A 26,039-nucleotide genomic window follows, 5' to 3' on the forward strand; every position below is an offset into this window, starting at 1 on the left:
CCGCAGACCCCGTGTGAAGCCACCCGCGAGGGTTACGGAGTTTTCCACAGAGGTGGATTCACCCACAGATCCCCCTACCTCGCTGGTTCAGGACCCCGAAGGCATGGCAGGCTCTTCCCATCGCGAGCTTGATGCCGAGGAGAGTGAATCCTTGCGGTCCGACGCCAACATCGCGGGACCGATGACCGATCCGGTCCCCGGTCCCCGAACCGAATCGGCTGGGGAAGATGTTTCACGTGAAACGCTGCCCCCGATGGACGACACCCCCATTGGCCGTGCTGCCCAGCTGGCCGTAGAAGCGCTGGGTCGAGCCGGGGAGGGACTGCCCCGTCCCGAGCAGACCCGGATCATGGTGGTGGCCAACCAGAAGGGCGGCGTGGGTAAGACGACCTCGACCGTCAACCTGGCCGCCTCCCTGGCCCTGCACGGTGCCCGGGTCCTTGTCATCGACCTGGATCCGCAGGGCAACGCCTCCACGGCACTGGGCATCGACCACCACGCCGATGTCCCCTCGATCTACGACGTCCTCGTCGACAGCAGGCCGCTCTCCGAGGTGGTCCAGCCGGTCCTGGACGTCGAGGGTCTCTTCTGCGCCCCGGCCACGATCGATCTCGCCGGTGCGGAGATCGAGCTGGTGTCGATGGTGGCGCGAGAGAGCCGGCTCCAGCGGGCGATCCAGGCGTACGAGCAGCCGCTGGACTACGTCCTCATCGACTGCCCGCCGTCCCTCGGTCTGCTCTCGGTCAACGCCCTGGTGGCGGGCGCCGAGGTGCTCATCCCGATCCAGTGCGAGTACTACGCGCTGGAGGGACTGGGGCAGCTCCTCAAGAACGTCGATCTGGTCCGCGGCCACCTCAACCCGACGCTGCACGTCTCGACGATCCTGCTGACCATGTACGACGGCCGTACCCGGCTGGCGTCGCAGGTCGCCGAGGAAGTCCGCAGCCACTTCGGGCAGGAGGTGCTCAGGACCAGCATCCCGCGGTCCGTCCGCATCTCCGAGGCCCCCAGCTACGGTCAGACCGTGATCACCTACGACCCGGGCTCCAGCGGGGCGCTGTCGTACATCGAAGCGGCGCGCGAGATCGCCTTCCGAGGCGTTTCCGTCCACTACGAGCCCCAGCAGCACGGCCGCGTGGGGCACCAGAACAACCAGCACAGCATGGCGGAGGAACTTCAGTGAGCGACCGACGTAGGGGACTGGGGCCGCGGGGGCTCGGCGCGCTGTTCGCCGGCACCCCCCAGGACCAGCAGGCGCCGGAGACCGGCGCCGTCTCCACGCTCCCCGGGAGCGGCGCGGCCCGCCTGTTCCCCCAGGGTGCCCCGCAGACCGAGCCGGTGGCGGCACCGGTGGAGCCCGAGCCGGCGCCGGTCGCCGGGGCGTACTTCACCGAGATCCCGCTCGACGCCATCACGCCCAACAAGCAGCAGCCGCGTACGGTCTTCGACGACGAGGCCCTCGCCGAACTCGTCACCTCCATCAAGGAGGTCGGCCTGCTCCAGCCCGTGGTCGTCCGCAAGACCGACGCCGAGGGCTACGAGCTGATCATGGGCGAGCGGCGATGGCGGGCGTGCCGTGAGGCCGGCCTGGAAGCCATCCCCGCGATCGTCCGGGCCACCGACGACGAGAAGATGCTCCTGGACGCCCTCCTGGAGAACCTCCACCGGGCCCAGCTGAACCCGCTGGAAGAGGCCGCCGCCTACGAGCAGCTGCTCACGGACTTCGGCTGCACCCACGACCAGCTCGCGGACCGGATCGGACGCTCGCGCCCGCAGGTCTCCAACACCCTGCGGTTGCTGCGGCTCTCCCCGCCGGTCCAGCGCCGGGTCGCCGCCGGAGTGATCTCCGCAGGCCACGCCCGCGCACTGCTCGGTGTGGAGGACCCGGAGGCCCAGGATCAGCTGGCGTACCGGATCGTCTCCGAGGGCCTCTCGGTGCGCACGGTCGAGGAGATCGTGAAGCTCATGGGCCTTGAGGAGCCCGCCGCGGTGAAGACCAAGAAGCCGCGGGCCGGTGCCCGGGTCTCTCCGGTCTTCTCCGATCTGGCGACCCGCCTCTCGGACCGCTTCGAGACCCGGGTCAAGGTCGACCTGGGGCAGCAGAAGGGCAAGATCGTCGTCGAGTTCGCCTCGGTGGAGGACCTCGATCGGATCCTCACGACGCTGGCTCCTGGCGAGAACAAGGTGATGGACCAGCTGAAGGCCGACCAGGAGTCGGAGCAGGGCGGGGAGTAGGCCCCCACAGGCCACAGTGGGCGGGGAGCCTTCCGGGTGTCACCGGGAGGCTCCCCGCCCTTTGCCTGTGTGCGGTGTCGTCGCGAGAGCCCGCTGGATACGATTCCGAGAGCCGTATCCGTGCTCGGTGGCCGTGCGACGGCCAGGGAAGCGAGGGCAGCCGTGGGGCGTCGGCTCGTACCGCTCACGCTGGACAATCTTCCGCACCTTCCGAAGCGCTGCCGCTCCTGTGTGTTCTGGGAGCTCGATCCGGTGAGTGGGGAGGCGGCCGTGAAGGCGGGCCGCGCCGAGGCGGAGAAGGAGGCGTGGATCTCCGCCGTTCTGCTGGAGTGGGGATCCTGCGGCCGGGTCGTCTACGTCGACGAGGTGCCGGTGGGCTACGTCCTCTACGCGCCCCCTGCCTATGTGCCGCGCTCGACCGCCTTTCCCACGAGCCCCGTGGCGGCCGATGCCGTCCAGCTGATGACGGCCTGGATCATGCCGGAGTACCAGGGGCAGGGCCTGGGCCGGGTGATGGTGCAGACGGTCGCCAAGGACGTGCTGCGGCGGGGCTTCAAGGCCGTCGAGGCCTTCGGCGACGCCCGCTGGAAGGAGCCGGCCTGTGTGCTGCCGGCCGACCATCTGCTCGCGGTCGGCTTCAAGACCGTACGGCCGCACCCCGCCTTCCCCCGGCTCCGACTGGAGCTTCGGACGACGCTTTCCTGGAAGGAGGACGTCGAGATGGCCCTGGACCGGCTGCTCGGCGCGGTGAAGAAGGAACCCGCGCTCCGCCCGCTGTGATTCCGGAACGGAAAACGGCCCGCCCCCTTCCGGGGACGGGCCGTTTCACGTGAAACAGCGAGGGTCACTTCGCGTCGATGAAGGGCTCCAGGTCGCGCACGATCGCCGCCTTCGGCTTGGCACCGACGATGGTCTTCACGACCTCGCCGCCCTGGTAGACGTTCAGCGTCGGGATGGACATGACGCCGTACTTCGCGGCCGTGGCCGGGTTCTCGTCGATGTTGAGCTTCACGATCTCGATCTCGCCGTGCTCGGCGGCGATGGCCTCCAGCGACGGGGCGATCTGGCGGCACGGGCCGCACCAGGCAGCCCAGAAGTCCACGAGGACGGGCTTGTCGCTCTTGAGGACGTCCTCTTCGAAGGAAGCGTCGGTCACGTTCTTCAGGGCGCCGGCCACGGCGGCCTCCTTAACTTCGTGGGGTGTGGGGTGAAGGGAGCTCGGGTCAGACCGCGGGGGTCTCGGCCAGCTTCTCGCTGTCGGAGAGGGAGGCCAGGAAGCGCTCGGCGTCGAGCGCGGCGGAGCAGCCGGTACCGGCAGCCGTGATGGCCTGACGGTAGGTGTGGTCGACGACGTCACCGGCGCCGAAGACGCCCGTGAGGTTGGTGCGGGTCGACGGGGCGGCGACCTTGAGGTAGCCCTCCTCGTCGAGGTCCAGCTGACCCTTGAACAGCTCGGTGCGCGGGTCGTGGCCCACGGCGATGAAGAGGCCGGTCGCGGGCAGTTCGCGGGTCTCGCCCGTCTTGGTGTTGCGCAGGGTCAGACCGGAGAGCTTCTGGTCGCCGTGGATCTCGGCCACCTCGCTGTCCCAGGCGAAGGAGATCTTCGGGTCGGCGAAGGCGCGCTCCTGCATGGCCTTGGAGGCACGCAGGGTGTCACGGCGGTGGACGATGGTCACCGACCTGGCGAAGCGGGAGAGGAAGGTCGCCTCCTCCATCGCGGTGTCGCCGCCGCCGACGACGGCGATGTCCTGGTCCTTGAAGAAGAACCCGTCGCAGGTGGCGCACCAGGAGACACCGCGGCCGGAGAGAGTGTCCTCGTTCGGCAGGCCGAGCTTGCGGTGCTGCGAACCGGTGGTGACGATGACGGCCTTGGCACGGTGCACGGTGCCGGCGGTGTCGGTGACGGTCTTGATGTCACCGGTGAGGTCCACGGCGATGACGTCGTCCGGAACGAGCTCGGCACCGAAGCGCTCGGCCTGGGCCCGCATGTTGTCCATGAGGTCGGGGCCCATGATGCCGTCGCGGAAGCCGGGGAAGTTCTCGACCTCGGTGGTGTTCATCAGGGCGCCACCGGCGGTGACGGCGCCTTCGAAGACCAGCGGGTTCAGCGACGCGCGGGCCGTGTAGAGCGCGGCGGTGTAACCCGCGGGCCCGGAGCCGATGATGATCACGTTACGGACGTCGCTCACGGGTTTCTTCCTCGTCTCTGCGGACTGCCTACTGCCTACGGGGGCGGTGTCTCTCGGTCACTCTCACCCCACCCAACGGATCCTAAGGGGCGAGCATTCCCGAGAGCGCCGCGCGGCACGTGCGTGAGACGGACGGTGAGACGCCGGCGGGACGAGAGAAGCGGTCAGGGCTTCGGGTAGGAAGCGCTTCTGAGCAGCTTTGCCGGAGTGTTTCCGGTGCAGGAAGCGTCCACGACGTACGCCTCCACACGACCGTTGTCGGCGGGATCGGGGAGGACGAGGAGGTACGCGACGGTGCCCTCGTACTCGCCGCGCTCGGCCGCGAGGACGGTGTCCTGGCGCCCGGTGCCCGCGAGGACGCAGTCGGGGAGAGCGCCGTCGCTGTTCCGCTGGGTGGCGCCTGTGCTCGCCGTCGACTCCGCCGACAGCGACTCGGGCCGTCCCTCCTTCGGGGCCCGTGCGGCGGGCTCCCCGCCGCCCAGGAGGCTTTCGACCCTGTCCTCGACCGATTCCCCGGAGAAGGTGCCCAGAGGTGCGCTCGCGGCGGTGTCGGACGCGACGCCGTGGGTGTCCGCACCGTTCTGGCTGAGCGCGTAGAGGCTGTACGCGCAGACGGCGGCGACCAGGGTTCCGGCGAGACCCGCGAGGGCGGCGATCCGGCCGCGGTGGCGGGTGCGCCCCCGACCGGGGCCGGTGGCGGCCCGGGAAGCCGGTGGACGTCCATCGGAGGGGCGGGACGTGGGCGCCGCCGGGACCGTTTCACGTGAAACGGCCTTCTCCGACGCTGTGCCCTCGGAGACCGTGGTTTCACGTGAAACGGGTCGGGACGACTCGGGGGCGGTGGCGTCGAGGAGCGCCTCGGCGGCGAGAGCGGCGTCGATCCGGCCGGCGATCTCGGCGGGCATGCGCGGAGGGCCCGGCAGGGTGCCCAGGAGCCCGCGGATCTCCTCCAGGGAGCTCCGCACGTCGGCACAGAGCGTGCAGCCGTCGAGATGCCTGCGGACGGTCGCGGAGCGGCTCGGGGAGAGCAGGCCCTCGGTCAGGTCGGAGATCTCCGAGACGTCCGGGTGCTGTGCTGTGTCGGCCTTGTCGGTCGTGGTCACGCGCGCCCACCTCCGCCCTTCACAGCAGCTGGATCAGTCGGTCCTGTCGGTCCTGTTTCCGTCGGCTCCGACACCGGTGGGACGGATGCCCCCCGCGTCCGGTTCCTTCCCCCCTCGGGGGGCTCGTTACCCACCGTGTCGGCGCGCAGATGAGTGAGCATCGGCAGGAGCCGGGCCCGCCCGCGTGCACAGCGACTCTTCACGGTGCCGGTGGGAACGCCGAGGATACGGGCCGCCTCTGCGACGGGGTATCCCTGCATGTCGACGAGGACGAGCGCGGCGCGCTGGTCGGGGGCGAGCGTGGCGAGTGCGGCGAGCAGTTGCCGGTGGAGGTCCTGGCGCTCTGCGGGGGCCTCGGCGGACTCGTGCGGTTCGAGGAGCTGCTCGAAGCGGGCGGTGTCGTCCACGGGGGAGGTCCTGCGGGTGGCGCTCTTCCGGACGCGGTCCAGGCAGGCGTTCACGGTGATGCGGTGGAGCCAGGTCGTGACGGCCGACTGGCCCCGGAAGGTGTGGGCGGCCCGGAAGGCCGAGAGGAGGGCGTCCTGGACGGCGTCGGCGGCCTCCTCGCGGTCCCCCAGGGTGCGGAGCGCCACCGCCCACAGCCGGTCGCGGTGGCGCCGTACGAGCTCACCGAAGGCGTCCGGGTCCCCGGCGACATGACGCGCCAGGAGTTCCCGGTCGTCTGCGGCGTCTATCGGACGGTCCAACGGTGAGCCCCCTCCCCTGTCTTCGTCAGCCCATGACCTTGACTTCGGTCAGCTGGCCGCGGAACTGGCCGTCGGTGAGGGGCAGCTCCGTCAGCCAGACCAGAACGTATCGGGTCGTGACCGCCTTGGTGAGCTTCAGCTTCACCTCGCTGCCGACTCCGGCCACCTGGGTGGTGAACCCCTCGGCCGTCGAAGGCGCCGAGGAGGCGCCGTCGGGGGCCGTGCGGATCTCCACCGAGGTGCGTCCCACGAACGACAGGTCGACCGAGCTGACCTTCTGGGCGGAGCCGAGGTCCAGCACGATCCCCACACCGGTCTTCAGGTTGCCGAAGTGGGCGGTGGTGTAGTTCTTGGTGTGCCAGACGGTGCTCGGATCGCCGTCGAAGGCGTTCTCCACGGCCTCCGGGTACTCCTCGCCGTTCCCCCCGGGGAGCGGGTCGAAGTCGTCCGCGGAGGAGATCGTGACCGGCTTCGGCGGTTCGGGCTTCTCGTCGACCGGCGGCTGCACGATCGGCGTCTCGTCCTTGGGTTCCGGGGCGAGGAGCCGGTCGGCGATCTGCCAGCTGCCGAGGCCGAGGGCCGCGATGAGGAGGGCGCCGACGGCCCACTTCAGCGCCTTGCCCGTACGGCTCTCCAGCGGGGCCGGCGGGACCGGTACGGGCTGGGTGACCACGGGACGCGGCTGGGGACGCCCGTAGGTGCCCTGCTGGTACGTGGTGCGCTGGTACTCGGCGGGCGCGGGGAACTCGGGCTCCGGCGGCTTGACACGGGGCATCGCGGCCACGGCCTTGGCGAGTTCGTCCGGCGTGGTGCAGGGCGGCTCCTGACGGGACGCCGTGGCCCCGTCGTTGGCGAGAGCGCGCATGGCGATCTCGGAGAGGCCCCGGTGGACACCGGCGCGAACCTGGTCCGGCGGGATCAGGCCGACGCCCTTGGGCAGCCCGGAGAGGCCGTAGGCGTCGCTCTCGTACGGCCAGCGCTGGGTGAGCGCCGCGTAGAGGAGGGCGCCGATGGCCTCGGTGTCGGTGCGCTGGGGGCGGTCGGCGGTGATGCCGCGCAGGGCGGCGTTCACGGCGAGCCCGCGGATCCGGTACTGGCCGGTGGAGCTGCGCAGGACGGCGCTCGGGGTGAGGCGCAGGTGCGCCAGTCCCTCGCGGTGCGCGGCGGCCATGGCCTGGGAGATCTGGGCCACGAGCTGGTAGGCCTCGTGGGCCTGGAGCGGACCGTCCGCGAGGAGCGCGGTCAGCTCGGTGGCGTCGGGAAGCCACTCGTGGACGACGTAGACGAGGTCGTTCTCCTCGACCGCGTCGAGGACCTGGACGAACCGGGGGTCTCCGAGAAGGGCCGCCGAGCGCGCGGCTGCCAGGACGGAGCGGGCGCGAGGGTGGTCGGCCGGCAGCAGGTGCACGCCGACGGCCCGCCGCAGCTTCTCGTCGACGGCGCGCCAGCTGCTGAAGCCGTCCAGACGGGTGACGCACTCCTCCAGCCGGTAGCGCCGGGCCAGTTTGTGGCCGCTGTGCAACTCGGGTGGAGCGAGGGAGGGCTGTTCGCCGTTCTTCCGTTCGACCGCCTTCTGCTCGGGGGACCCGGTGGGCTCCTCCGCCGTCTTTCGTTCTTCCGCCACCCCGTCGGTCGCGGCCGTGTCCGCCTGCGCGGTCAGCGGGTCGTCACCGCTGTTGTCGGCCACGTCGACGGCAGCCGTGCTACGTTCCGCCACCGTCGTTCCTGCCTCCCCATCCGTTGCGCCACATCCAACAGCCAAGCCAATTGTGCCCACAGTCGGACGCTATGCACGACACACGGGTCCCCCCGAAGGTTGTCCCGGAGGACCGGATCAGCGTCCGAGGCGGCCCCGCACCATACCGACGAGGGTGTTGAGTTCGGTGATCCGCATGCGGCGCGCGGCGACGAAGAAGACCCCGAGGAGCACCGCTCCGCCGACTGCGAGCGCGACCAGCGAGCCGAGGGCGCCCTCGCCGAGCAGCTTCAGCAGGCCGAAGCCGACGGCGCCGGAGAGGACCGCGGCCGGCAGGGAGGCCATGCAGAGGCGGGCGTAGGTGCGCATCACATGGGCGCCGTCCAGGTCGCCGCCGAGACGGTTGCGCAGCCGGCGCCAGGCGATGCCGACGCCGACGGCGTAGGCGAGGCCGTAGGAGGCGGCCATGCCGACGACGGCCCACTGGGCGGGCAGCAGGACGTAGCAGAGGGCGGAGGCCGCCGCGTTGACGGCGGCGACGATGACCGTGTTGTAGAAGGGGGTGCGGGTGTCCTCGTAGGCGTAGAAGCCCCGGAGCACGACGTACTGCACGGAGTAGGGGATCAGGCCGAGGCCGAAGGCCATCAGGATGAAGCCCATGCCCTGGGCCGCCTCGACGCCGCTGGAGGCGTACAGCAGGGTGCACATCGGGACGCCGAGGGCCAGGAAGGCGAAGGAGACCGGGACGATCGCGACGGCGGAGTTGCGCAGGCCCTGGGAGATGTCGTCGCGGACGGCGCCCGGGTCGTCGTCGCTGGCGGCACGGGAGATCCGGGGGAGCAGCGCGGCCATGACGGAGACCGTGATGATGGCCTGCGGCATGCCCCAGATCAGCTGCGCGTTGGAGTACGCGAGGAAGCCCGCACCGTTCTTGCCGGACTCCTGTCCGGCCGCGGTGGCGAGCTGGGTGACGACCAGGACGCCCGCCTGGTTGGCGAGGACGAAGAGGACGGTCCACTTCGCGAGCTTCACGGTCTTGCCGAGGCCGTGGCCCTTCCAGTCGAAGCGGGGCCGGAAGCGGAAGCCCGTCTCGCGCAGGTACGGGATCATCGCCAGCGCCTGGACGGCGAGGCCGAGCAGGGTGCCGATCCCGAGGAGGCGGATGCCCTCGTCGGGGATGGTCTGCACGCCCATGTGGGACTCGGCGGAGGTGCCGTAGACCCAGATGAACAGGCCGAAGGTGATGATCATGACGATGTTGTTGAGGACCGGGGTCCACATCATCGCGCCGAACTTGCCGCGGGCGTTGAGGATCTGGCCCATCACCACGTGCACGCCCATGAAGAAGATCGTGGGCAGGCAGTAGCGGGCGAAGGTCACCGCGACGCTGTTGGCCGCCGCGTCGTCGGCGATGGTGTTGGACATCAGCCGGACGAGGACGGGCGCCGCGAAGACGGCGGCGACCACGATCAGGCCGAGCGCCACCATGACGAGGGTGAGGAGGCGGTTGGCGTACGCCTCGCCGCCGTCCTCGTCGTTCTTCATCGAGCGGACCAGCTGCGGCACGAAGACCGAGTTGAGGCCGCCGCCGACGGTGAGGATGTAGATCATCGTCGGCAGGGTGTACGCGATGGTGAAGGTGTCGCCGAGCAGCGCGGCGCCGAGGGCGCCGGTGATCACCAGTGAGCGGACGAAGCCGGTGAGCCGGGAGACCAGGGTGCCGGCGGCCATCACGGCGCTCGACTTCAGCAGCCCGGAGGCGCGGCCGCCCTTCTTCGGCGCTGGGGTGGGCAGCGGGTCGGGCTCCGCGGCGGGGGCGGGCACCTGGCCCTGGCCCTGCTGGTCCCGGTAGAGGTGGGCGAAGGCGTCCTGCTCGGGCCGCTCCTCCTCGCTCGCCCGGGTCACCAGGTCGTCGACGCCGGTGAACTGGACTGTGCGGGCGTCGTCGCCGTACGGGAGGTGGCGGGACGGGCCGTCGGGCTCGGGCGCCGGGGTCTGGGCCCAGACCCGCGGGTCCGGGGCGTGCTGGGACGCGGCCGGCTGCTGGTAGAGCGGCTGCGGTTCCTGGTACGTGCCGGGCGGGGGCGGCGGGTGGGCGGCGCGGTCGTAGAGGGCCTCGCCCACCGGGTCCTGCGCGGACAGGTCCCGCGCCCGGTACGGGTCGTGGGCGTAGGCACCCTGGACGTAGGGGTCCTGGGCGTAGGGGTCCTGGGCGTACGGGTTCTCGGGGTGTGCGGACGGGTCCTGGGGCTGCGCCCCGTACGGGTCCTGCGCGTACGGAGCCTGCGGCGGGTACCCGGGGTGCTGCCCTTGCGGGAGCGGCTGTCCGTCCGGCCCGGTGGGGGGAACGGGCATGCCGCCGGACGGTGCGGCGCCGCCCGCACCCTGCCCGCGGTCACCGTCGTACGGCGCGTTCATGGTTACCCCACCTCATCGTCCCCGGCCGACCGGCCACGACATCGCTCAACGGTCCACTTTCTCACCCGGGCCCGACGGGTCGCCGCTTTCGGTGCCGGTGTCCGTGTCCGGGTCACTCGGGTGCCCGGCTCCGTCCCCGGTGTCACCCCCGGCCGTGTCGCCCGCGGTGCCGGCTTCGTCGACCGCCCGAGCATGAGCCTCGGCCTCGGTTCCGTCCTCGGTTCCGGCCTGAGCGTCGGCTTCGGCTTCGGCTTCGGCTTCGGCCTCGGTCTCGGCTTCGGCGGCGCGGGCGGCGAGGCGCTTGCGCTGGCTGTACATGCGGACGCCGGCGAGGACGAGGAGCAGCACACCGCCGGCGATGACCAGCATCACCGTCGGGGTCATCTCGGAGACCTTCACGGAGAAGGTCATCGAGGAGCCGTAGGGCGTGCCGTCCACCGTGTACAGCTGGGCGGTCATCGAGACCTGGCCGTTGGCGTTGGCCGAGGCCGGGAACTTCACCGACTGGCTGTGCCCGGCGCGGACCGTGATGGGCAGGTCCGCCGAGGTCTCGCCGTCGACCTTCAGCCGGGTCCCGTTGCTGGAGGTCAGCCTCAGGACGAGCCCCTTCACGTCCTGGAGGAGCTTGTTCTGCACCGTGACGGGGATGGTGGCGCTGCGCCCCGACAGGGTCAGGTCGGACTTGTCGACGAGCATCACGCTCTTGGTGAGGCGCTGGAGGACGTCCTGGACGTCGACCCGGTAGATCGCCGCCTCGGTCGTCCGGCCGCGCCAGGAGGTGGACATCTCGCGGTTGATCGCGGTGAGCAGCGGAGGCACGACCCGGTCCGCCTTACTGAGGATGACCTTGAAGTCGTCCAGCGCGTCGCCCGTGGTCTTCATGTCGCGGAAGGCGTCCACCGGCAGCTCGTTGTCGCGGAGCTTCTTCGGGTACCGCGAGGCGCGTGGCACCGTCGTGGAGGCGTCGGGGTCGGGCTTGGCCGCCGCGGCGGCGACCAGGTCGAGCGGCTCGGTCCAGCGCTTGGCGCCGAGTCCGCGTACGGCGGCCGCCATCGCCTGGGCCTGGGACACGCTCGGCTGACGCTGCGGGGCGACCACGACGCTGCGCCGGTCCTGCGGCTGCTCCAGGGTGATCGCGAGGGTCTGCGCCAGGAACTCCTGGACGGCGAGCGTCGACGTCTCGGCCCGGACCATGTCGCCCTGGAAGGCGGTCGACAGCTCCGCGTCGCTCACCACCGCCGTGGTGCCGCCGCCGATGGGACGGGCCGCCGTGGGGGTGTAGGAGAGGTCGTCGTCCTGGATGCTGTCGCTGCGGGCGATCACCTTGCGGGCGCCGGCCGAGGTCGCGACCGCCATGATCGAGGGGTCGACGGCGCCTTCGACGGGCCAGGCGAAGTCGGTGGACGGCTGGACGTGGAGGATCGTCTCCACGGTCGACCCGGCCAGCGCGGTCGCCGACTGGAGGTGCTGGAGCGAGCCGGGGACGGCCTTGCCCCGGTGGGCGAGGGAGGCGAGGTCGGGGTCGGCGAAGGGCAGCGCGACGACCTTGCGGCCCTGCACCGCGTTCTCCAGCATGCCGAGCCAGCGCTCGGCCAGCTTGCGGTTCGCCTCGGTGCCGGGGGTGTGCCCGGTGCCGTCCTTGACCCGGTAGCCGTTGGCCATGGCGTCGACCGAGGCCAGCAGGTCCGGGTCGATCACCCAGGTGACCGGGAGGTCCTTGCCCAGGGTGACCATCTCGTCGAGGCGGCCGCCGGGGCGCAGCTCCTCGGCCAGGTCGTCGTCCTGGAAGACGGGGCTCTGCTGGTCGTCCGAGGCGGTGTCGGCCGAGACGTGGGCCGAGGAGATCAGCGGCCAGAGGTAGGTGAGCTGGGTGCGCTTGGCGGTCGGCTCGGGCTGGTACGGCAGGAAGGTCCGCTCGATGCCGAGGACGCGGTCCCACCGCGCGTCCGAGGTCTGCCCGGTGATCGAGACGCCCAGCTGGTAGACGCCGCCCTCGTCGTCGAGGTCCAGCTCGGAGACCGGCACGGAGATCCGGAAGTCCTGGGGGACGCCGGCGGCCAGGCGCGGGACCTTGATCTCGGGGGCGTCCATCGGCTGCGGGTCGCTGTCGGAGCGGAAGCCCTTCCGCCGGGCGACCTGGTCGATCTCGCTGCGGCTGTCCATCCGCGGGCCGACCCGCAGGTTCACCGTCGCGTCGGTGATGACCCGCTTGCCGCGGTTGGTCAGGGTGCCGGTGACGGTGACGGTGTCGCCTTCGACCGGGGCGCTCGGCGTCAGCGTGTCGATCGCCACATCGACCGTCCGGGAGACCGGGGTCTCCTCGGCGGCCTGGGCCGGCGGAGCCGAGGGGACCTGGAGCAGACCGGCGAGGAGGGGTGCCCCGACGGCGACGGTGAGCGTGCGCCGCAGCCATCGGCGGGCAGGTGAGGGACCGGTTCCCTGGAAAGCTGCCGCCTCAGCCACGCGTTCGCCCGTCCTCGTCGTTGTCGGTGGTGCCCGTGATGCCAGTGGTTCCCGGTTGCTGTGTCCAGGCATGGTAACGAGGCATGAAGGGGCCGAGTGCCGGGGAGTCCTCCAGCCGATGACGCCGAAGGGGGCCGTTTTCACAGGAACCCCACAGACGACTCCTGCCGGGACGGGAGCGGGCACGGGAAAAACGGGGGCGTCGGGGCGGAGCGGGGCACGTACCCTTTTCTGTTGTGCCGAACGCCAACGAAGACACCTCGACCGAACTGAGCCAGGTGCAGCACCGCGCCCTCAGCGAACTGCTGCGCGTGGCCCCTGTCGCCGACGACCTCGCCCGCCGCTTCCAGGAGGCCGGATTCCGCCTGGCCCTGGTCGGCGGCTCGGTACGGGACGCCCTTCTCGGCAGGCTCGGCAACGACCTGGACTTCACCACGGACGCCCGCCCCGAGGACGTCCTGAAGATCGTCCGCCCCTGGGCCGACGCCGTCTGGGAGGTCGGGATCGCCTTCGGCACCGTCGGCTCGCAGAAGGACGGCTACCAGATCGAGGTCACGACGTACCGCTCCGAGGCGTACGACCGGACCTCCCGCAAGCCCGAGGTCTCCTACGGCGACTCCATCGACGAGGACCTGGTCCGCCGCGACTTCACCGTCAACGCGATGGCCGTGGCCCTCCCCGAGAAGGAGTTCATCGACCCGCACGGCGGCCTGGAGGACCTCGCCGCCCGGGTTCTGCGCACCCCCGGCACGCCCGAGGAGTCCTTCTCGGACGACCCGCTGCGCATGATGCGGGCGGCCCGCTTCGCGGCCCAGCTCGACTTCGAGGTCGCCCCCGAGGTCGTCACCGCGATGACGGAGATGGCCGACCGGCTGGAGATCGTCTCCGCCGAGCGCGTCCGGGACGAGCTGAACAAGCTGCTGCTCTCCGCCAACCCGCGGAAGGGCCTCGGTCTGCTCGTCGAGACCGGCCTCGCGGCGCACGTCCTCCCGGAGCTGCCCGCGCTGCGGCTGGAGAGTGACGAGCACCACCGGCACAAGGACGTGTACGAGCACTCCCTGACCGTCCTCGACCAGGCGATCGACCTGGAGGAGGACGGCCCGGACCTGGTGCTCCGGCTTGCCGCGCTCCTCCACGACATCGGCAAGCCGCGCACCCGCCGCTTCGAGAAGGACGGCCGGGTCTCCTTCCACCACCACGAGGTGGTGGGCGCGAAGATGACCAAGAAGCGCATGATCGCGCTGAAGTACTCGAACGAGCTGGTCAAGGAGGTCTCGCGGCTCGTGGAGCTGCACCTGCGCTTCCACGGGTACGGAACGGGCGAGTGGACCGACTCGGCCGTGCGCCGCTACGTCCGCGATGCCGGCCCGCTGCTCTCGCGCCTCCACAAGCTGACCCGCTCGGACTGCACCACGCGCAACAAGCGCAAGGCGTCCGCGCTCTCCCGCGCCTACGACGGCCTGGAGGAGCGCATCGGCCAGCTCCAGGAGCAGGAGGAGCTGGACTCGATCCGCCCCGACCTGGACGGCAACCAGATCCAGCAGATCCTGGAGATCAATCCGGGTCCCGCCGTCGGACAGGCCTACAAGTTCCTGCTGGAGCTGCGCCTGGAGAACGGCCCGATGGAGTACGAGCAGGCCGTCGCCGCGCTCAAGGAGTGGTGGGCGGCGCGCGACTGACCTCGCGCCCATGTTTCACGTGAAACGGCGCCTTCGCTGTTTCACGTGAAACATCACCTGGCGTCCCGTCCGCCGCGCAGGAGCAGTGCGATGCCCGCGTACCCGACGGCCACCAGCAGGATCAGCAGCGGAGAGCGGCCGTCGGGCGGCAGCATCAGCGCGGCGACCCCGGCCGACGCCACGAAGGCGACGTTGAAGAGCACGTCGTAGAGGGAGAAGACCCGCCCGCGGTAGGCGTCGTCCACGCTCGTCTGCACCACGGTGTCGGTCGCGATCTTCGCTCCCTGGGTGATGAGCCCCAGGACGAAGGCGGCGACGAGGAACGGCGCGGGCCTGAAGGACAGGGCGAGCGCGGGGACGAGGACGGCGGCAGCGGCCGAGCAGAGGATCATCCAGCCGAAGGGCCCGAACCGTCCCACCGCCCAGGGCGAGAGGACGGCGGCGGCGAAGAAGCCGGCGCCCGAGGCGGCGACGGCGATCCCCAGGAGCCCGAGCCCCTCGGATTCGGTGGTGCTCCAGGCGTACCGGGCGAGCATCAGCACGGTCACGAGCAGCGCGCCGTAGCAGAAGCGCATCAGCCCGACGGCAATGAGCGCCCGGGCGGCCTGGCGGCGTTCGGCGAGGTGGCGAAGGCCGGCGGCGAGGCCCCGGGCGGTGGAGGCGAGTGCCGTGGAGAGCCGGTCCGGCACCTGGTCCGGGTCGGGGCCGAGGAGCCCCCGGGCGATCCGCAGCGAGGCGAGGGCGGCGCAGAGGTACAGCACGGCGCCGAGGGCGACCACGGCCGCGTCCGAGTCGTCGGCGAGCAGCCGGACGCCGAAGGCGAGTCCGCCGCCGAGGGTGGCGGCGAGGGTGCCCGCGGTGGGTGAGACCGAGTTGGCCACGACGAGCCGTTCCTCGTCGACGACCCGCGGCAGGGCGGCGGAGAGCCCCGCGAGGACGAAGCGGTTGACGGCCGTGACGGAGAGGGCGGAGGCGTAGAAGAGCCAGTCGGGGACCGAGGCGAGGATCAGCACGGCGGTCCCGCCCGCGAGGAGGGCGCGGAGCAGGTTCCCGTAGAGGAAGACCTGGCGGCGCTGCCAGCGGTCCAGCAGGACGCCGGCGAAGGGTCCGACGAGGGAGTACGGGAGCAGCAGCACGGCCATCGCGGAGGCGATGGCGGCGGGGGTGGCCTGTTTCTCGGGGGAGAAGACCACATACGTGGCCAGGGCGACCTGGTAGACCCCGTCCGCGCACTGGGAGAGCAGCCGGACGGTGAGCAGGCGCCGGAAGTCGCGCAGACGCACCAGTACGCGCAGATCACGTGCGACGGACATGGCAGCAAGACTCACATACGGCGAGGGTCCCCGGGCAGTGCCGCGGGGACCCTCGTCAGGTGAAACGCATCGGACCTCGTGAGGTCAGCGCTCGACCTCGCCCTTGATGAACTTCTCGACGTTGGCCAGGGCCTCGTCGTCGAAGTACTGCACCGGAGGGGACTTCATGAAGTACGAGGACGCGGAGAGGATCGGGCCGCCGATGCCGCGGTCCTTGGCAATCTTCGCGGCGCGCAGGGCGTCGATGATGACACCCGCGGAGTTCGGGGAGTCCCACACCTCGAGCTTGTACTCGAGGTTCAGCGGGACGTCGCCGAAGGCGCGGCCCTCGAGGCGCACGTACGCCCACTTGCGGTCGTCCAGCCAGGCCACGTAGTCCGACGGGCCGATGTGGACGTTCTTCTCGCCCAGCTCGCGGTCGGGGATCTGCGAGGTGACGGCCTGGGTCTTGGAGATCTTCTTGGACTCCAGGCGCTCGCGCTCGAGCATGTTCTTGAAGTCCATGTTGCCGCCGACGTTGAGCTGCATGGTGCGCTCGAGACGGACGCCGCGGTCCTCGAAGAGCTTGGCCATCACGCGGTGCGTGATGGTCGCGCCCACCTGGGACTTGATGTCGTCGCCGACGATCGGGACACCGGCCTCGGTGAACTTGTCGGCCCACTCCTTGGTGCCGGCGATGAAGACCGGGAGGGCGTTGACGAAGGCGACCTTGGCGTCGATGGCGCACTGCGCGTAGAACTTCGCAGCGGCCTCGGAGCCGACGGGCAGGTAGCAGACGAGGACGTCGACCTGGCGGTCCTTGAGGATCTGGACGACGTCGACCGGGGCCTCGGCGGACTCCTCGATGGTCTGGCGGTAGTACTTGCCCAGGCCGTCGAGGGTGTGGCCACGCTGAACCGTGACGCCCGCGTTCGGGACGTCGCAGATCTTGATGGTGTTGTTCTCGCTGGCGCCGATGGCGTCAGAGAGGTCCAGGCCGACCTTCTTCGCGTCGACGTCGAAGGCGGCGACGAACTCGACGTCACCGACGTGGTAGTCGCCGAACTGGACGTGCATCAGGCCGGGCACCTTGGTCGCCGGGTCGGCGTCCTTGTAGTACTCGACGCCCTGCACCAGCGAGGCGGCGCAGTTGCCCACGCCGACGATGGCTACGCGAACCGAACCCATTCCGGTTGCTCCCTGTGTGTTTCGTGGAAGCCCTGCTGGCGCAGGGTTTCACTTGGCGGTGTCATCGGACGGATCCGGCCGGGTACTGCCCCCGTGCCGGGGCAGGCCGCCCGTCTTTCCAGAATCGTTGTCCTGCGGAGCGTCGGTGTCGGGCCGCTGGTCGCGGCCCGCCCGCTCGCTCTCGATGAGCTCGTTCAGCCAGCGCACTTCGCGCTCCACGGACTCCATTCCGTGGCGCTGGAGCTCAAGCGTGTAGTCGTCGAGTCGCTCGCGCGTCCGGGCCAGCGAGGCGCGCATCTTCTCCAAGCGCTCCTCCAGCCGGCTGCGGCGGCCTTCGAGGACCCGCATCCGTACCTCGCGCTCGGTCTGGCCGAAGAACGCGAAGCGGGCGGCGAAGTGCTCGTCCTCCCAGGCATCGGGGCCCGTGTGGGAGAGCAGCTCCTCGAAGTGCTCCTTACCTTCCGGCGTCAACCGGTAGACGATCTTGGCCCGGCGTCCTGCGAGTGACGAGGCGAGGGCCTCCTCGGGGGCGCTGCCCGGCTCTTCGATCAACCAGCCGTTGGCGACCAGCGTCTTGAGGCAGGGGTAGAGCGTCCCGTAGCTGAACGCCCGGAAGATGCCGAGCGAGGTGTTGAGGCGCTTGCGCAGCTCGTATCCGTGCATCGGGGCTTCGCGCAGCAGACCGAGAACGGCGAATTCGAGGATGCCGGAGCGTCTGCTCATCCGTCGCCTCCTCCGCCCTGCGGTCCGTCCTCGGAACACCTTATGCCGTGCTGATGTATCGACTCGATACATCAGCACGATAGAACGGCCCGAGAGGTCCGACAAGTGGACAGGCCGTGACCGGCGTCACATCGTCAATTCACAGCGTTCGACTTGCCTGATTTGGGGTGAACTCCGGCGCAAGAGGGGTTTTGGCCGTGCGTAGTCTGTGCGGCATGCACACCACCGGGAACCAGGAGCCGCGCTGGGGCGTCAGTGCAGCGGGTGACCGGCTGCGGTACGAAAGGGGCCTCCGATGGGCTCCGGTCGTACGCATTTCGGGGGGACCGGAACTCAACTGCCGCTTCCAGGCGTACGCGCCTGCCCGAGGAGTAGTCGTTCGATGAGCGAGCACCGTCGCAGGATGCCGTCGCAGGAGCCGCCGACGGGCGGCCGCGCGGCGGCACGACGCGCCGCCCAGCAGCCGACGGGCCGCAGGTCGGCCCCGGCCCATGACCCCGGTACCGGGACTCCCCCGTACGGATCGCCGGCCCCTTACGGGTCGTCCGATTCGTACGGGTCGTCCGGGTCCCACGGGTCCCCCTCCTCCCACGGGGAGGAGGCACGTCCCTACGGCGGCCGCGCGGAGGCCCGGCGGGCCGCCCAGCGCGGCGGCCGCCGACGCGCGCCCGCGGCCGGCCCCGGAGGACCGAACGGTCCCGCCGGCGGCGGCGGCGGACGCCGCGGCGGAGGGGGCGGCGGTGGAGGACGCGGCGGAGGCCCGGGCGGTCGTCCGCCGGGCAAGAAGCGGCTGATCGACTACCCGCGGCACGACAAGGACGGCTGGCGTCGCTGGATGCCGTCCTGGAAGCTCGTCACGGGTACGTTCCTGTTCTTCGCGGCGCTCCTCATGGGCGCCTCTGTCATCGCGTACTCGCAGGTGGTCGTCCCGAAGGTGGACGAGACCGCGACCTCCCAGAACAACATCTACTACTGGTCGGACGGCAGCCGCATGGTCGCCACCGGCGCGGGCCAGAACCGCCAGATCGTCGGCATCGAGCAGATCCCGACGGTCATGCAGGAGGCCGTGATCTCGGCCGAGAACAAGACCTTCCGGGACGACTGGGGCGTCGACCCCATGGGTATCGGCCGCGCCGTCTGGAACATGGCGAAGGGCGGCGAGACCCAGGGTGGCTCGACCATCACCCAGCAGTACGTGAAGAACGGCCTGCTCAACGACCAGTCGCAGACCCTGTCCCGGAAGGTGAAGGAACTCTTCATCTCCATCAAGGTCGGCAACGAGGTCGAGAAGAGCGACATCCTGTCCGGCTACCTCAACACCGCCTACTACGGCCGCAACGCCTACGGCATCCAGGCAGCCGCCCGCGCGTACTTCGACAAGGACGCCAAGAAGCTCAACGCCTCCGAGTCGGCGGTCCTCGCCTCCGTGCTCAAGGGCGCGACGTACTACGACCCGGCGGGTTACCCCGAGGTCGACCCCAACGCCACCCCCCAGAAGAACCTGGTGCGCCTCACCGAGCGCTGGTCCTGGATCCTCGACGAGATGGTCAAGGACGGGAAGATCACGGCGGAGGAGCGGGCGAAGTACACGGCCCTGCCGAAGATCCGGAAGCCCAAGCAGGACGCGCAGCTGAGCGGCCAGATCGGCTACCTGGTCGCCACCGCCAAGGCCAACTTCCGCAGCAAGTACGACATCAGCGAAGAGGCCCTGAACCTCGGCGGATACGAGATCCACACCACCTTCGACAAGAAGAAGGTGCAGGCGATGTCGGACTCGGTCAAGAAGGTCTACGACGAGTACATCGACGAGAAGAAGCGTCCGGAGGACGACACCCACGTCGAGTTCGGCGGCGCCTCCGTCGACGTCAAGACCGGCGCCATCATCGCGATCTACGGCGGCCAGGACGCGACCAAGCACTACACCAACAACGCCGACACCACCGGTGCCCAGGTCGGTTCGACGTTCAAGCCCTTCGTGCTCGCCGCCGCGATGAAGGACGGCGTGCGCGACCCGGAGGGGCCCGCGCAGCAGGACGCCTCCACGCGCACCCTGCTCGACCCCGACAAGAGCCGCTACAACGGCAAGGACGACCTCAAGGTCCGCACCTACAAGGGCGACATCTGGCACAACGAGAACGGGGAGGAGTGGAAGCAGAACAACGAGGGCAACCAGAGCTACGGCAACATCAGCCTGCGCCGGGCGATGATCGTCTCCGCCAACTCCCCCTTCGTGCAGCTGGGCATGGACGTCGGCATCGACAAGGTGCGCCAGGCGGCCGTCGACGCCGGTCTGCGCCCCGACTCCCTGGTCAAGGGCGAGGTCCCGTCCTTCTCGCTCGGCATCTCCAGCCCGAGCGCGATCCGGATGGCCGGCGCCTACTCCACCTTCGCCAACGAGGGCGTGCGCAACGAGCCGTACTCGGTCACCAAGGTGGTCAAGGGCGGCCAGGTCATCTTCAAGCACGAGGGGGCCTCCAAGCAGGCGTTCTCCTCGGCCATCTCCTCCAACGTCACCGACGTGCTCCGCAGCGTCGTCGAGGACAAGGACGGCACCGGCAACAACGCCGCCATCCCCGGCCGTGACGTGGCCGGCAAGACCGGTACCACCGACGACAACATGTCGGCCTGGTTCGTCGGCTACACCCCGCAGCTCGCGACGGCGATCGACATGTACCGCTTCGACGACGACGAGACCAAGGAAGGCCGCGAGTTCCTGGAGATGTACGGCACGGGTGGCCAGAAGGCGATCCACGGTTCGTCCTTCCCGTCCCGCATCTGGAACGACTACATGACGGACGCGGTCGCCGACCTGCCCGTCGAGAAGTTCCCCAAGCCGGAGAAGCTCGCGGACGCCGAGGCGGTCTACGGCGGTGGCGCCACGCCCACCCCGACGGCCACCCCGACCCCGACCGAGACGGCGACGCCGACCGAGACGGCCACCACCGCTCCGACGACGACTCCCCCGGCGACGCCCACCAACGGCGGACGTCCGACCACCAAGGAGCCGAAGCCCGGCAAGACCACCTGCAGCATCTGGGACAGCTGGAACTGCGGCGACTCGAACGGCGGGACCGGCGGGACGACCCAACCGACACCGAGCGGCTCCTCGGACCCGACACCGACGAACACGACGACGGATCCGGGCGGTCCCGGAAACGGGGGCAACGGCAACGGCGGCAACGGCGGCACCGATCCGACCGACGGGTCCACCGGAAGCGGCAGCCTCTTCGACTGAGGCGATCGGCCGGGCGACCGGCAGACAGCCGGGCGACCGGCGAGGCGAGGGCCGTCGCGCCCGTCCCGTACACACGCTGTACGGGACGGAGCGCGGCGGCCCTCCGCGTCGACCGCCCCATGACTCCCGCACAGGCCCGCCGGATCCCCGCTCCGGGGAGCAGCCGGATCCCCACCCCGGGCAGGAGCCGGAACCCCGTCCCGGGCAGGAGCCGGATCCCCGTCCCGGCAGCATCCGGATCCCCGCCCCGGGCGCGAGCCGGATTCCCGTCCCGGTCGCGACCGGATTCCCAGGGGCGTACGGCAGGATGTCCCCCATGCCGAGCCTGAAGAAGACGAACGGCCCCCCCGACGCCGCCCCCGTCGTCGCCGCCCCCGTCGTCGCCCCCACCCGGCGGGACGAGGTGGCCGCCGCCGGCAGCGAGCTCATCGGCGGGCGCTACGGCCGCCGCGCCCTGCCCGGCAGCGGGCCCGCGGGCGGTCAGTTCACCCCGGTGCGGGTGATCGCGCTCGTGGCCATCGGCATGTTCGCCCTCGGCATGGTGCAGAAGCTGCCCTGCTACAACTGGGCCTGGTTCCGCGGCACCACCTCCCAGTACACCCACGCCTGCTACTCGGACATCCCGCACCTCTTCGCCGGGCGCGGCTTCTCCGAGGGCCTGGTGCCCTACTTCGACCGGCTCGCCGGCGACATACCGTTCCTGGAGTACCCCGTCCTGACGGGGCTCTTCATGGAGGTCGCGGCCTGGCTGACGCCCGGCGGGGACCTCCAGGCCCGCGAGCAGGCGTACTGGCTGGTCAACTCCGGCCTGCTGATGGTCTGCGCGGCCGTCCTCGCGGTCTGTGTGGCCCGGACGCACCGCAACCGCCCCTGGGACGGTCTGCTGGTCGCCCTGGCGCCCGCCGTGGCCCTCACCGCCACCATCAACTGGGACCTGCTGGCGGTGGCGCTGACCGCCGCCGCGATCCTGATGTGGGCCCGCTCCCGGCCGCTCGCCGCCGGCATCCTGCTGGGCCTCGCCGTCGCCGCCAAGTTCTACCCGGTGCTGCTGCTGTGGCCGCTGCTGCTGCTCTGCCGGCGGGCCGGGAGGATGCGCGCCTTCGGCACCGCGCTGCTCGGCGCGATGGGCTCCTGGCTGGTGGTGAACCTGCCGGTGATGCTCCTCGCGCCCGAGGGCTGGAAGCAGTTCTACCTCTTCAGCCGCGACCGGAACGTGGACTTCGGCTCGGTCTGGCTGCTCGTCAGCCAGCGCGCCGGGGAGACCATCCCGCCCGAGCGGGCCAACCTGTACGCGCTCCTGCTCCTGCTGCTGGCCGCGGGAGGGCTCGCCTGGCTGGCCTTCACCGCGCCCCGCCGCCCCCGGCTGGCCCAGCTGGCGTTCCTGATGGTCGCCGCGTTCGTCCTCACGAACAAGGTCTACTCGCCGCAGTACGTGCTCTGGCTGGTGCCGCTCGCCGCGCTCGCCCGGCCGCGCTGGCGCGACTTCCTGATCTGGCAGTCCTGCGAGGTCCTGTACTACCTCGGGATCTGGATGTACCTCGCGTTCACCGGCAGCGGCAACAAGCAGGGACTGCCGCTGGACGGCTACCACTTCGCGATCGTGCTGCACTTGCTCGGCACGCTGTACCTGTGCGCCGTGGTCGTACGGGACATCCTGGCGCCGGAGAAGGACCCGGTCCGCAGGGACGGCGCCGACGACCCCTCGGGCGGCGTCCTGGACGGTGCCGAGGACGTGTTCGTGGTGGGCAGGGCCGCCCGGCCGGCCCGGCACGCGGCCCCCGTGCCCGAGGCCGGCGAGCAGGAACTCCTCGTGACATGGGGAACCCCCGGGGCCGAGGGCTCCCGGGGGTGACCGCGGGGCGCGACCGTACGGCCGGCCCGGGGCTCAGCGCTCGACGAGCCGGTCGAACTGCGTCGTGGTGTGGCGCAGGTGCGCCACCAGCTCGTCGCCGACCTGCGGCTCCTGGGCGTCGGCCGGCACGAAGAGGATCGACACCTGCATGTGCGGAGGCTCGGCGAACCACCGCTGCTTGCCCGCCCAGACGAACGGCGACAGGTTCCTGTTGACCGTGGCCAGACCGGCCCGGGCCACGCCCTTGGCGCGCGGCATCACGCCGTGCATCGCCTTCGGGGCCTCCAGGCCCACGCCGTGCGAGGTGCCGCCGGCGACCACGACCAGCCAGCCGTCCGAGGCGGCCTTCTGCTGGCGATAGCCGAAGCGGTCGCCCTTGGCGACCCGGGTGACGTCCAGGACCGAACCGCGGTACTCGGTGGCCTCGTGGTCGCCCAGCCAGAGCCGGGTCCCGATCCGGGCCCGGAAGCGGGTCTGCGGGAACTGCTGCTGGAGCCGGGCCTGCTCCTCGGCCCGCAGGTGGCTCACGAACATGGTGTGCAGCGGCAGCCGGGCGGCGCGCAGCCGGTCCATCCAGGCGATGACCTCCTCGACGGCGTCCGTGCCGTCCGGGCGGTCCAGCGGCAGGTGCAGGGCGAAGCCCTCCAGCCGTACGTCCTCGATCGCGGAGGCCAGCATCGCGAGCTCCTCCTCGCGGACGCCGTGCCGCTTCATCGAGCTCATGACCTCGATGACGACCCGGGCGCCGACCAGGGCGTGCACGCCGTCCACGGAGGAGACGGAGCGGATGACCCGGTCCGGCAGCGGCACCGGCTCCTCGCCCCGCCGGAACGGGGTGAGGACCAGCAGGTCGCCGCCGAACCAGTCCTTGATCCTCGCGGCCTCGTACGTGGTCCCCACCGCGAGCATGTCGGCGCCGAAGCGGGCCGCCTCCTCGGCGAGGCGCTCGTGGCCGAAGCCGTAGCCGTTGCCCTTGCAGACCGGGATCAGACCCGGGAACTGGTCGATCACGGTCTTCTGGTGCGCCCGCCAGCGAGCGGTGTCGACGTAGAGGGAGAGCGCCATGGCCGGCCCGGAACCTTTCTGATGGCTGCGGTGGGGGGTTTCGCAGGTGTGTACGGGACTCGTGGAACTACGAGGTTACGCAAGGCCCGCGCGGAGCGTCAGCGGCGCGACATGTAGATGTCGAGCGCCTTGTGCAGGAGCTTGTTCAGCGGGAAGTCCCACTCGCCGACGTACTCCACGGCCTCGCCGCCGGTGCCGACCTTGAACTGGATCAGACCGAAGAGGTGGTCGGTCTCGTCGAGCGAGTCCGAGATGCCGCGCAGGTCGTAGACGGTGGCGCCCATCGCGTACGCGTCGCGGAGCATCCGCCACTGCATGGCGTTGGACGGCCGGACCTCGCGGCCGATGTTGTCGGAGGCGCCGTAGGAGTACCAGACGTGGCCGCCGACGACGAGCATGGTCGCCGCGGAGAGGTTCACGCCGTTGTGGCGGGCGAAGTAGAGGCGCATCCGGTTGGGGTCCTCGTTGTTGAGGACCGTCCACATGCGCTGGAAGTACGAGAGCGGGCGCGGCCGGAACTTGTCGCGGACCGCGGTGATCTCGTACAGGCGCTGCCACTCGGCGAGGTCCTCGTAACCGCCCTGGACGACCTCGACGCCGGCCTTCTCGGCCTTCTTGATGTTGCGGCGCCACAGCTGGTTGAAGCCCTTGAGGACGTCGTCGAGCGAGCGGTTCGCCAGCGGGACCTGGAAGACGTAGCGCGGCTGCACGTCGCCGAAGCCGGCGCCGCCGTCCTCGGCCTGCTGCCAGCCCATCCGCCGCAGCCGGTCGGCGACCTCGAAGGCGCGCGCCTCGACCTCGGTGGCCTGGACGTCCTTCAGGCGCTTCACGTCCGGGTCCTGGATGCCGGACTTGATCGCGGCCGAGTCCCAGCGGCGGATGACGACCGGCGGGCCCATCTTCACGGAGAAGGCGCCCTGCTGCTTGAGGTGGGCCAGCATCGGCTGGAGCCACTCGTCGAGGTTGGGGGCGTGCCAGTTGATGACCGGACCCTCGGGGAGGTAGGCCAGGTAGCGCTTGAGCTTGGGGAGCTGACGGTAGAGGACCAGACCGACGCCGACGAGCTCGCCGTTCTTGTCGAACCAGCCGAGGTTCTCCGAGCGCCACTCGGTCTTCACGTCCGCCCACGCCGGGACCTGGCAGTGGCTCGCGCCGGGCAGGGTCTGGATGTACGCCAGATGCTGCTCTCGGCTGATGGTCCTCAGGGTCAGGCTCATGCGGGGCGCTCCTCGGCAGGTGTGTCCCCATCGGTCAGGGGCTCCGGCTCTCGCGCCGAAGCCTACTGCGACCAAGGAGCGCCCCGGAGGGCCGCGTGGGCCCTTGACGTGCCCGGCGTCGGCTCAGACGCCGCCGAAGAGCCCTCCGTGGGCCATGCCGAGGTAGAAGCCGACGGCCGAGGCGCCGAGGCCGATGATCAGGAAGAAGCGTTCGCGGGTGGTGACGGAGATGAACTGTCCGTAGGCCCCGGTCAGGATGCCGATCAGGCCCGACCACGAGCTGAGCAGATGCAGGCTGTGGAACTGCGCCGTGACGAAGGACAGGATGCCGAGCACCAGGGTCACCGCGAGCAGGGTGTCCTGGAGCGGATGCGGCTTGCCGTCCGTCGCGAAGAGGGAATGGCCGGGGTCGGGTCGCATTGCCTGTGCCATGGGGCACCTCCTGGCGTGCCGTGCGGAGGGCGGCGCATCCTAGCGCCGCCGACGTCCGATGTGTACAGATTGCGTCCCCACCCCGCCGGATTTCAACCGCAAGGCGATGTGCAGGTACTCTGTACGGTCTGCGCCGGTGTCTGCCCTGGTCCTTCCAGTAAGGACGCCGTCGCTCACGCATCACGACCCTCCTGCCACGGAACGACCGTGGCCGCTGAGTCCAAAGGAGGTGGGTTCCACATGCGTCACTACGAGGTGATGGTCATCCTCGACCCCGATCTCGAGGAGCGCGCTGTCTCCCCGCTGATCGAGAACTTCCTCTCCGTCGTCCGTGAGGGCAACGGAAAGGTCGAGAAGGTCGACACCTGGGGCCGTCGTCGTCTCGCCTACGAGATCAAGAAGAAGCCCGAGGGCATCTACTCGGTCATCGACCTGCAGGCCGAGCCTGCGGTCGTCAAGGAGCTCGACCGCCAGATGAACCTGAACGAGTCGGTCCTCCGGACCAAGGTCCTCCGCCCCGAGACCCACTGAGCTTCCGCTCAGAG

At 70.5% G+C, this 26,039-nt stretch carries 20 protein-coding genes; 7 read left to right on the forward strand and 13 right to left on the reverse strand.

What is annotated here, in order from left to right:
• The first annotated feature begins 103 nt into the window (after positions 1–103).
• From ACFQ8C_RS03530 to ACFQ8C_RS03540, 3 genes are all read left to right on the forward strand, one after another.
• Entirely contained in the window at positions 104–1,183 is a 1,080-nt protein-coding gene (locus ACFQ8C_RS03530) for a ParA family protein (RefSeq protein WP_383451859.1), read from the forward strand.
• Complete coding sequence (locus ACFQ8C_RS03535) at positions 1,180–2,235, forward strand: ParB/RepB/Spo0J family partition protein (RefSeq protein WP_383451860.1); 1,056 nt, start codon at positions 1,180–1,182, stop codon at positions 2,233–2,235. Before ACFQ8C_RS03530 ends, ACFQ8C_RS03535 begins: the two co-directional genes overlap by 4 nt.
• A gap of 162 nt (positions 2,236–2,397) precedes the next feature.
• Entirely contained in the window at positions 2,398–3,015 is a 618-nt protein-coding gene (locus ACFQ8C_RS03540) for a GNAT family N-acetyltransferase (RefSeq protein ID WP_383451862.1), read from the forward strand.
• A 64-nt stretch (positions 3,016–3,079) separates the two neighbouring features.
• Here ACFQ8C_RS03540 and trxA read toward each other — a convergent pair whose 3' ends face one another.
• The 7 genes from trxA to ACFQ8C_RS03575 all read right to left on the reverse strand — a co-directional run bounded on the left by trxA (position 3,080) and on the right by ACFQ8C_RS03575 (position 12,811).
• Positions 3,080–3,412: a thioredoxin gene (gene trxA / locus ACFQ8C_RS03545; protein WP_383451864.1), complete on the reverse strand. Its 333-nt coding sequence runs from the start codon at positions 3,410–3,412 to the stop codon at positions 3,080–3,082.
• Between the two features lie 46 nt (positions 3,413–3,458).
• Positions 3,459–4,424 carry a thioredoxin-disulfide reductase gene (gene trxB / locus ACFQ8C_RS03550; RefSeq protein WP_383451866.1) on the reverse strand — a complete coding sequence of 322 codons (966 nt, stop codon included), beginning with the start codon at positions 4,422–4,424 and terminating at the stop codon, positions 3,459–3,461.
• Positions 4,425–4,588: 164 nt separating this feature from the next.
• Positions 4,589–5,527: a hypothetical protein gene (locus ACFQ8C_RS03555; protein ID WP_383451868.1), complete on the reverse strand. Its 939-nt coding sequence runs from the start codon at positions 5,525–5,527 to the stop codon at positions 4,589–4,591.
• Complete coding sequence (gene sigM / locus ACFQ8C_RS03560; RefSeq protein ID WP_383451870.1) at positions 5,524–6,234, reverse strand: RNA polymerase sigma factor SigM; 711 nt, start codon at positions 6,232–6,234, stop codon at positions 5,524–5,526. Before sigM ends, ACFQ8C_RS03555 begins: the two co-directional genes overlap by 4 nt.
• A gap of 25 nt (positions 6,235–6,259) precedes the next feature.
• Positions 6,260–7,951 carry a protein kinase family protein gene (locus tag ACFQ8C_RS03565; RefSeq protein ID WP_383451872.1) on the reverse strand — a complete coding sequence of 564 codons (1,692 nt, stop codon included), beginning with the start codon at positions 7,949–7,951 and terminating at the stop codon, positions 6,260–6,262.
• Between the two features lie 117 nt (positions 7,952–8,068).
• Positions 8,069–10,348, reverse strand: coding sequence for a murein biosynthesis integral membrane protein MurJ (gene murJ, locus ACFQ8C_RS03570; RefSeq protein WP_383451874.1), 2,280 nt, complete (start codon positions 10,346–10,348; stop codon positions 8,069–8,071).
• 45 nt (positions 10,349–10,393) lie between these two features.
• A complete protein-coding gene (locus ACFQ8C_RS03575) occupies positions 10,394–12,811 on the reverse strand; it encodes a DUF6049 family protein (RefSeq protein WP_383451876.1) in 2,418 nt (805 codons plus the stop codon).
• Positions 12,812–13,047: 236 nt separating this feature from the next.
• Between ACFQ8C_RS03575 and ACFQ8C_RS03580 the strand changes: the two genes are divergently transcribed.
• Positions 13,048–14,490 (forward strand): CCA tRNA nucleotidyltransferase, encoded by a 1,443-nt coding sequence (locus ACFQ8C_RS03580; RefSeq protein ID WP_383451878.1) that lies wholly within the window; start codon positions 13,048–13,050, stop codon positions 14,488–14,490.
• 53 nt (positions 14,491–14,543) lie between these two features.
• On the opposite strand, the gene ACFQ8C_RS03585 is transcribed toward ACFQ8C_RS03580, so the two are convergent.
• The 3 genes from ACFQ8C_RS03585 to ACFQ8C_RS03595 form a co-directional block, all read right to left on the reverse strand.
• Positions 14,544–15,803: an MFS transporter gene (locus ACFQ8C_RS03585; protein WP_383451880.1), complete on the reverse strand. Its 1,260-nt coding sequence runs from the start codon at positions 15,801–15,803 to the stop codon at positions 14,544–14,546.
• Between the two features lie 84 nt (positions 15,804–15,887).
• The gene (locus tag ACFQ8C_RS03590; protein WP_376483768.1) at positions 15,888–16,970 is read right to left on the reverse strand and encodes an inositol-3-phosphate synthase; all 1,083 of its coding nucleotides are present in this window, start codon (positions 16,968–16,970) and stop codon (positions 15,888–15,890) included.
• A gap of 48 nt (positions 16,971–17,018) precedes the next feature.
• Positions 17,019–17,693 (reverse strand): helix-turn-helix transcriptional regulator, encoded by a 675-nt coding sequence (locus ACFQ8C_RS03595; RefSeq protein WP_383451883.1) that lies wholly within the window; start codon positions 17,691–17,693, stop codon positions 17,019–17,021.
• 382 nt (positions 17,694–18,075) lie between these two features.
• Here ACFQ8C_RS03595 and ACFQ8C_RS03600 point away from each other — a divergent pair, with 382 nt between their 5' ends.
• Together ACFQ8C_RS03600 and ACFQ8C_RS03605 are read left to right on the forward strand one after the other, a co-directional pair.
• Positions 18,076–20,928: a transglycosylase domain-containing protein gene (locus ACFQ8C_RS03600; RefSeq protein ID WP_383451885.1), complete on the forward strand. Its 2,853-nt coding sequence runs from the start codon at positions 18,076–18,078 to the stop codon at positions 20,926–20,928.
• A 316-nt stretch (positions 20,929–21,244) separates the two neighbouring features.
• Positions 21,245–22,780: a glycosyltransferase family 87 protein gene (locus ACFQ8C_RS03605; protein ID WP_383451887.1), complete on the forward strand. Its 1,536-nt coding sequence runs from the start codon at positions 21,245–21,247 to the stop codon at positions 22,778–22,780.
• Positions 22,781–22,813: 33 nt separating this feature from the next.
• Here the strand turns inward: ACFQ8C_RS03605 and ACFQ8C_RS03610 are convergent, their stop codons facing one another.
• The 3 genes from ACFQ8C_RS03610 to ACFQ8C_RS03620 form a co-directional block, all read right to left on the reverse strand.
• Complete coding sequence (locus ACFQ8C_RS03610) at positions 22,814–23,845, reverse strand: alanine racemase (protein ID WP_383451889.1); 1,032 nt, start codon at positions 23,843–23,845, stop codon at positions 22,814–22,816.
• Positions 23,846–23,943: 98 nt separating this feature from the next.
• Positions 23,944–25,062 (reverse strand): lipid II:glycine glycyltransferase FemX, encoded by a 1,119-nt coding sequence (locus ACFQ8C_RS03615; protein ID WP_383451891.1) that lies wholly within the window; start codon positions 25,060–25,062, stop codon positions 23,944–23,946.
• A 123-nt stretch (positions 25,063–25,185) separates the two neighbouring features.
• Positions 25,186–25,494, reverse strand: a complete 309-nt coding sequence (locus tag ACFQ8C_RS03620; protein ID WP_383451893.1) for a hypothetical protein — start codon at positions 25,492–25,494, stop codon at positions 25,186–25,188.
• 240 nt (positions 25,495–25,734) lie between these two features.
• On the opposite strand from ACFQ8C_RS03620, the gene rpsF reads away from it, so the two are divergent.
• Complete coding sequence (gene rpsF / locus ACFQ8C_RS03625; protein ID WP_004950685.1) at positions 25,735–26,025, forward strand: 30S ribosomal protein S6; 291 nt, start codon at positions 25,735–25,737, stop codon at positions 26,023–26,025.
• The last annotated feature ends 14 nt before the right edge of the window (positions 26,026–26,039 follow it).

The organism is Streptomyces sp. NPDC056503 (assembly GCF_042794995.1).
GTDB lineage: Bacteria > Actinomycetota > Actinomycetes > Streptomycetales > Streptomycetaceae > Streptomyces.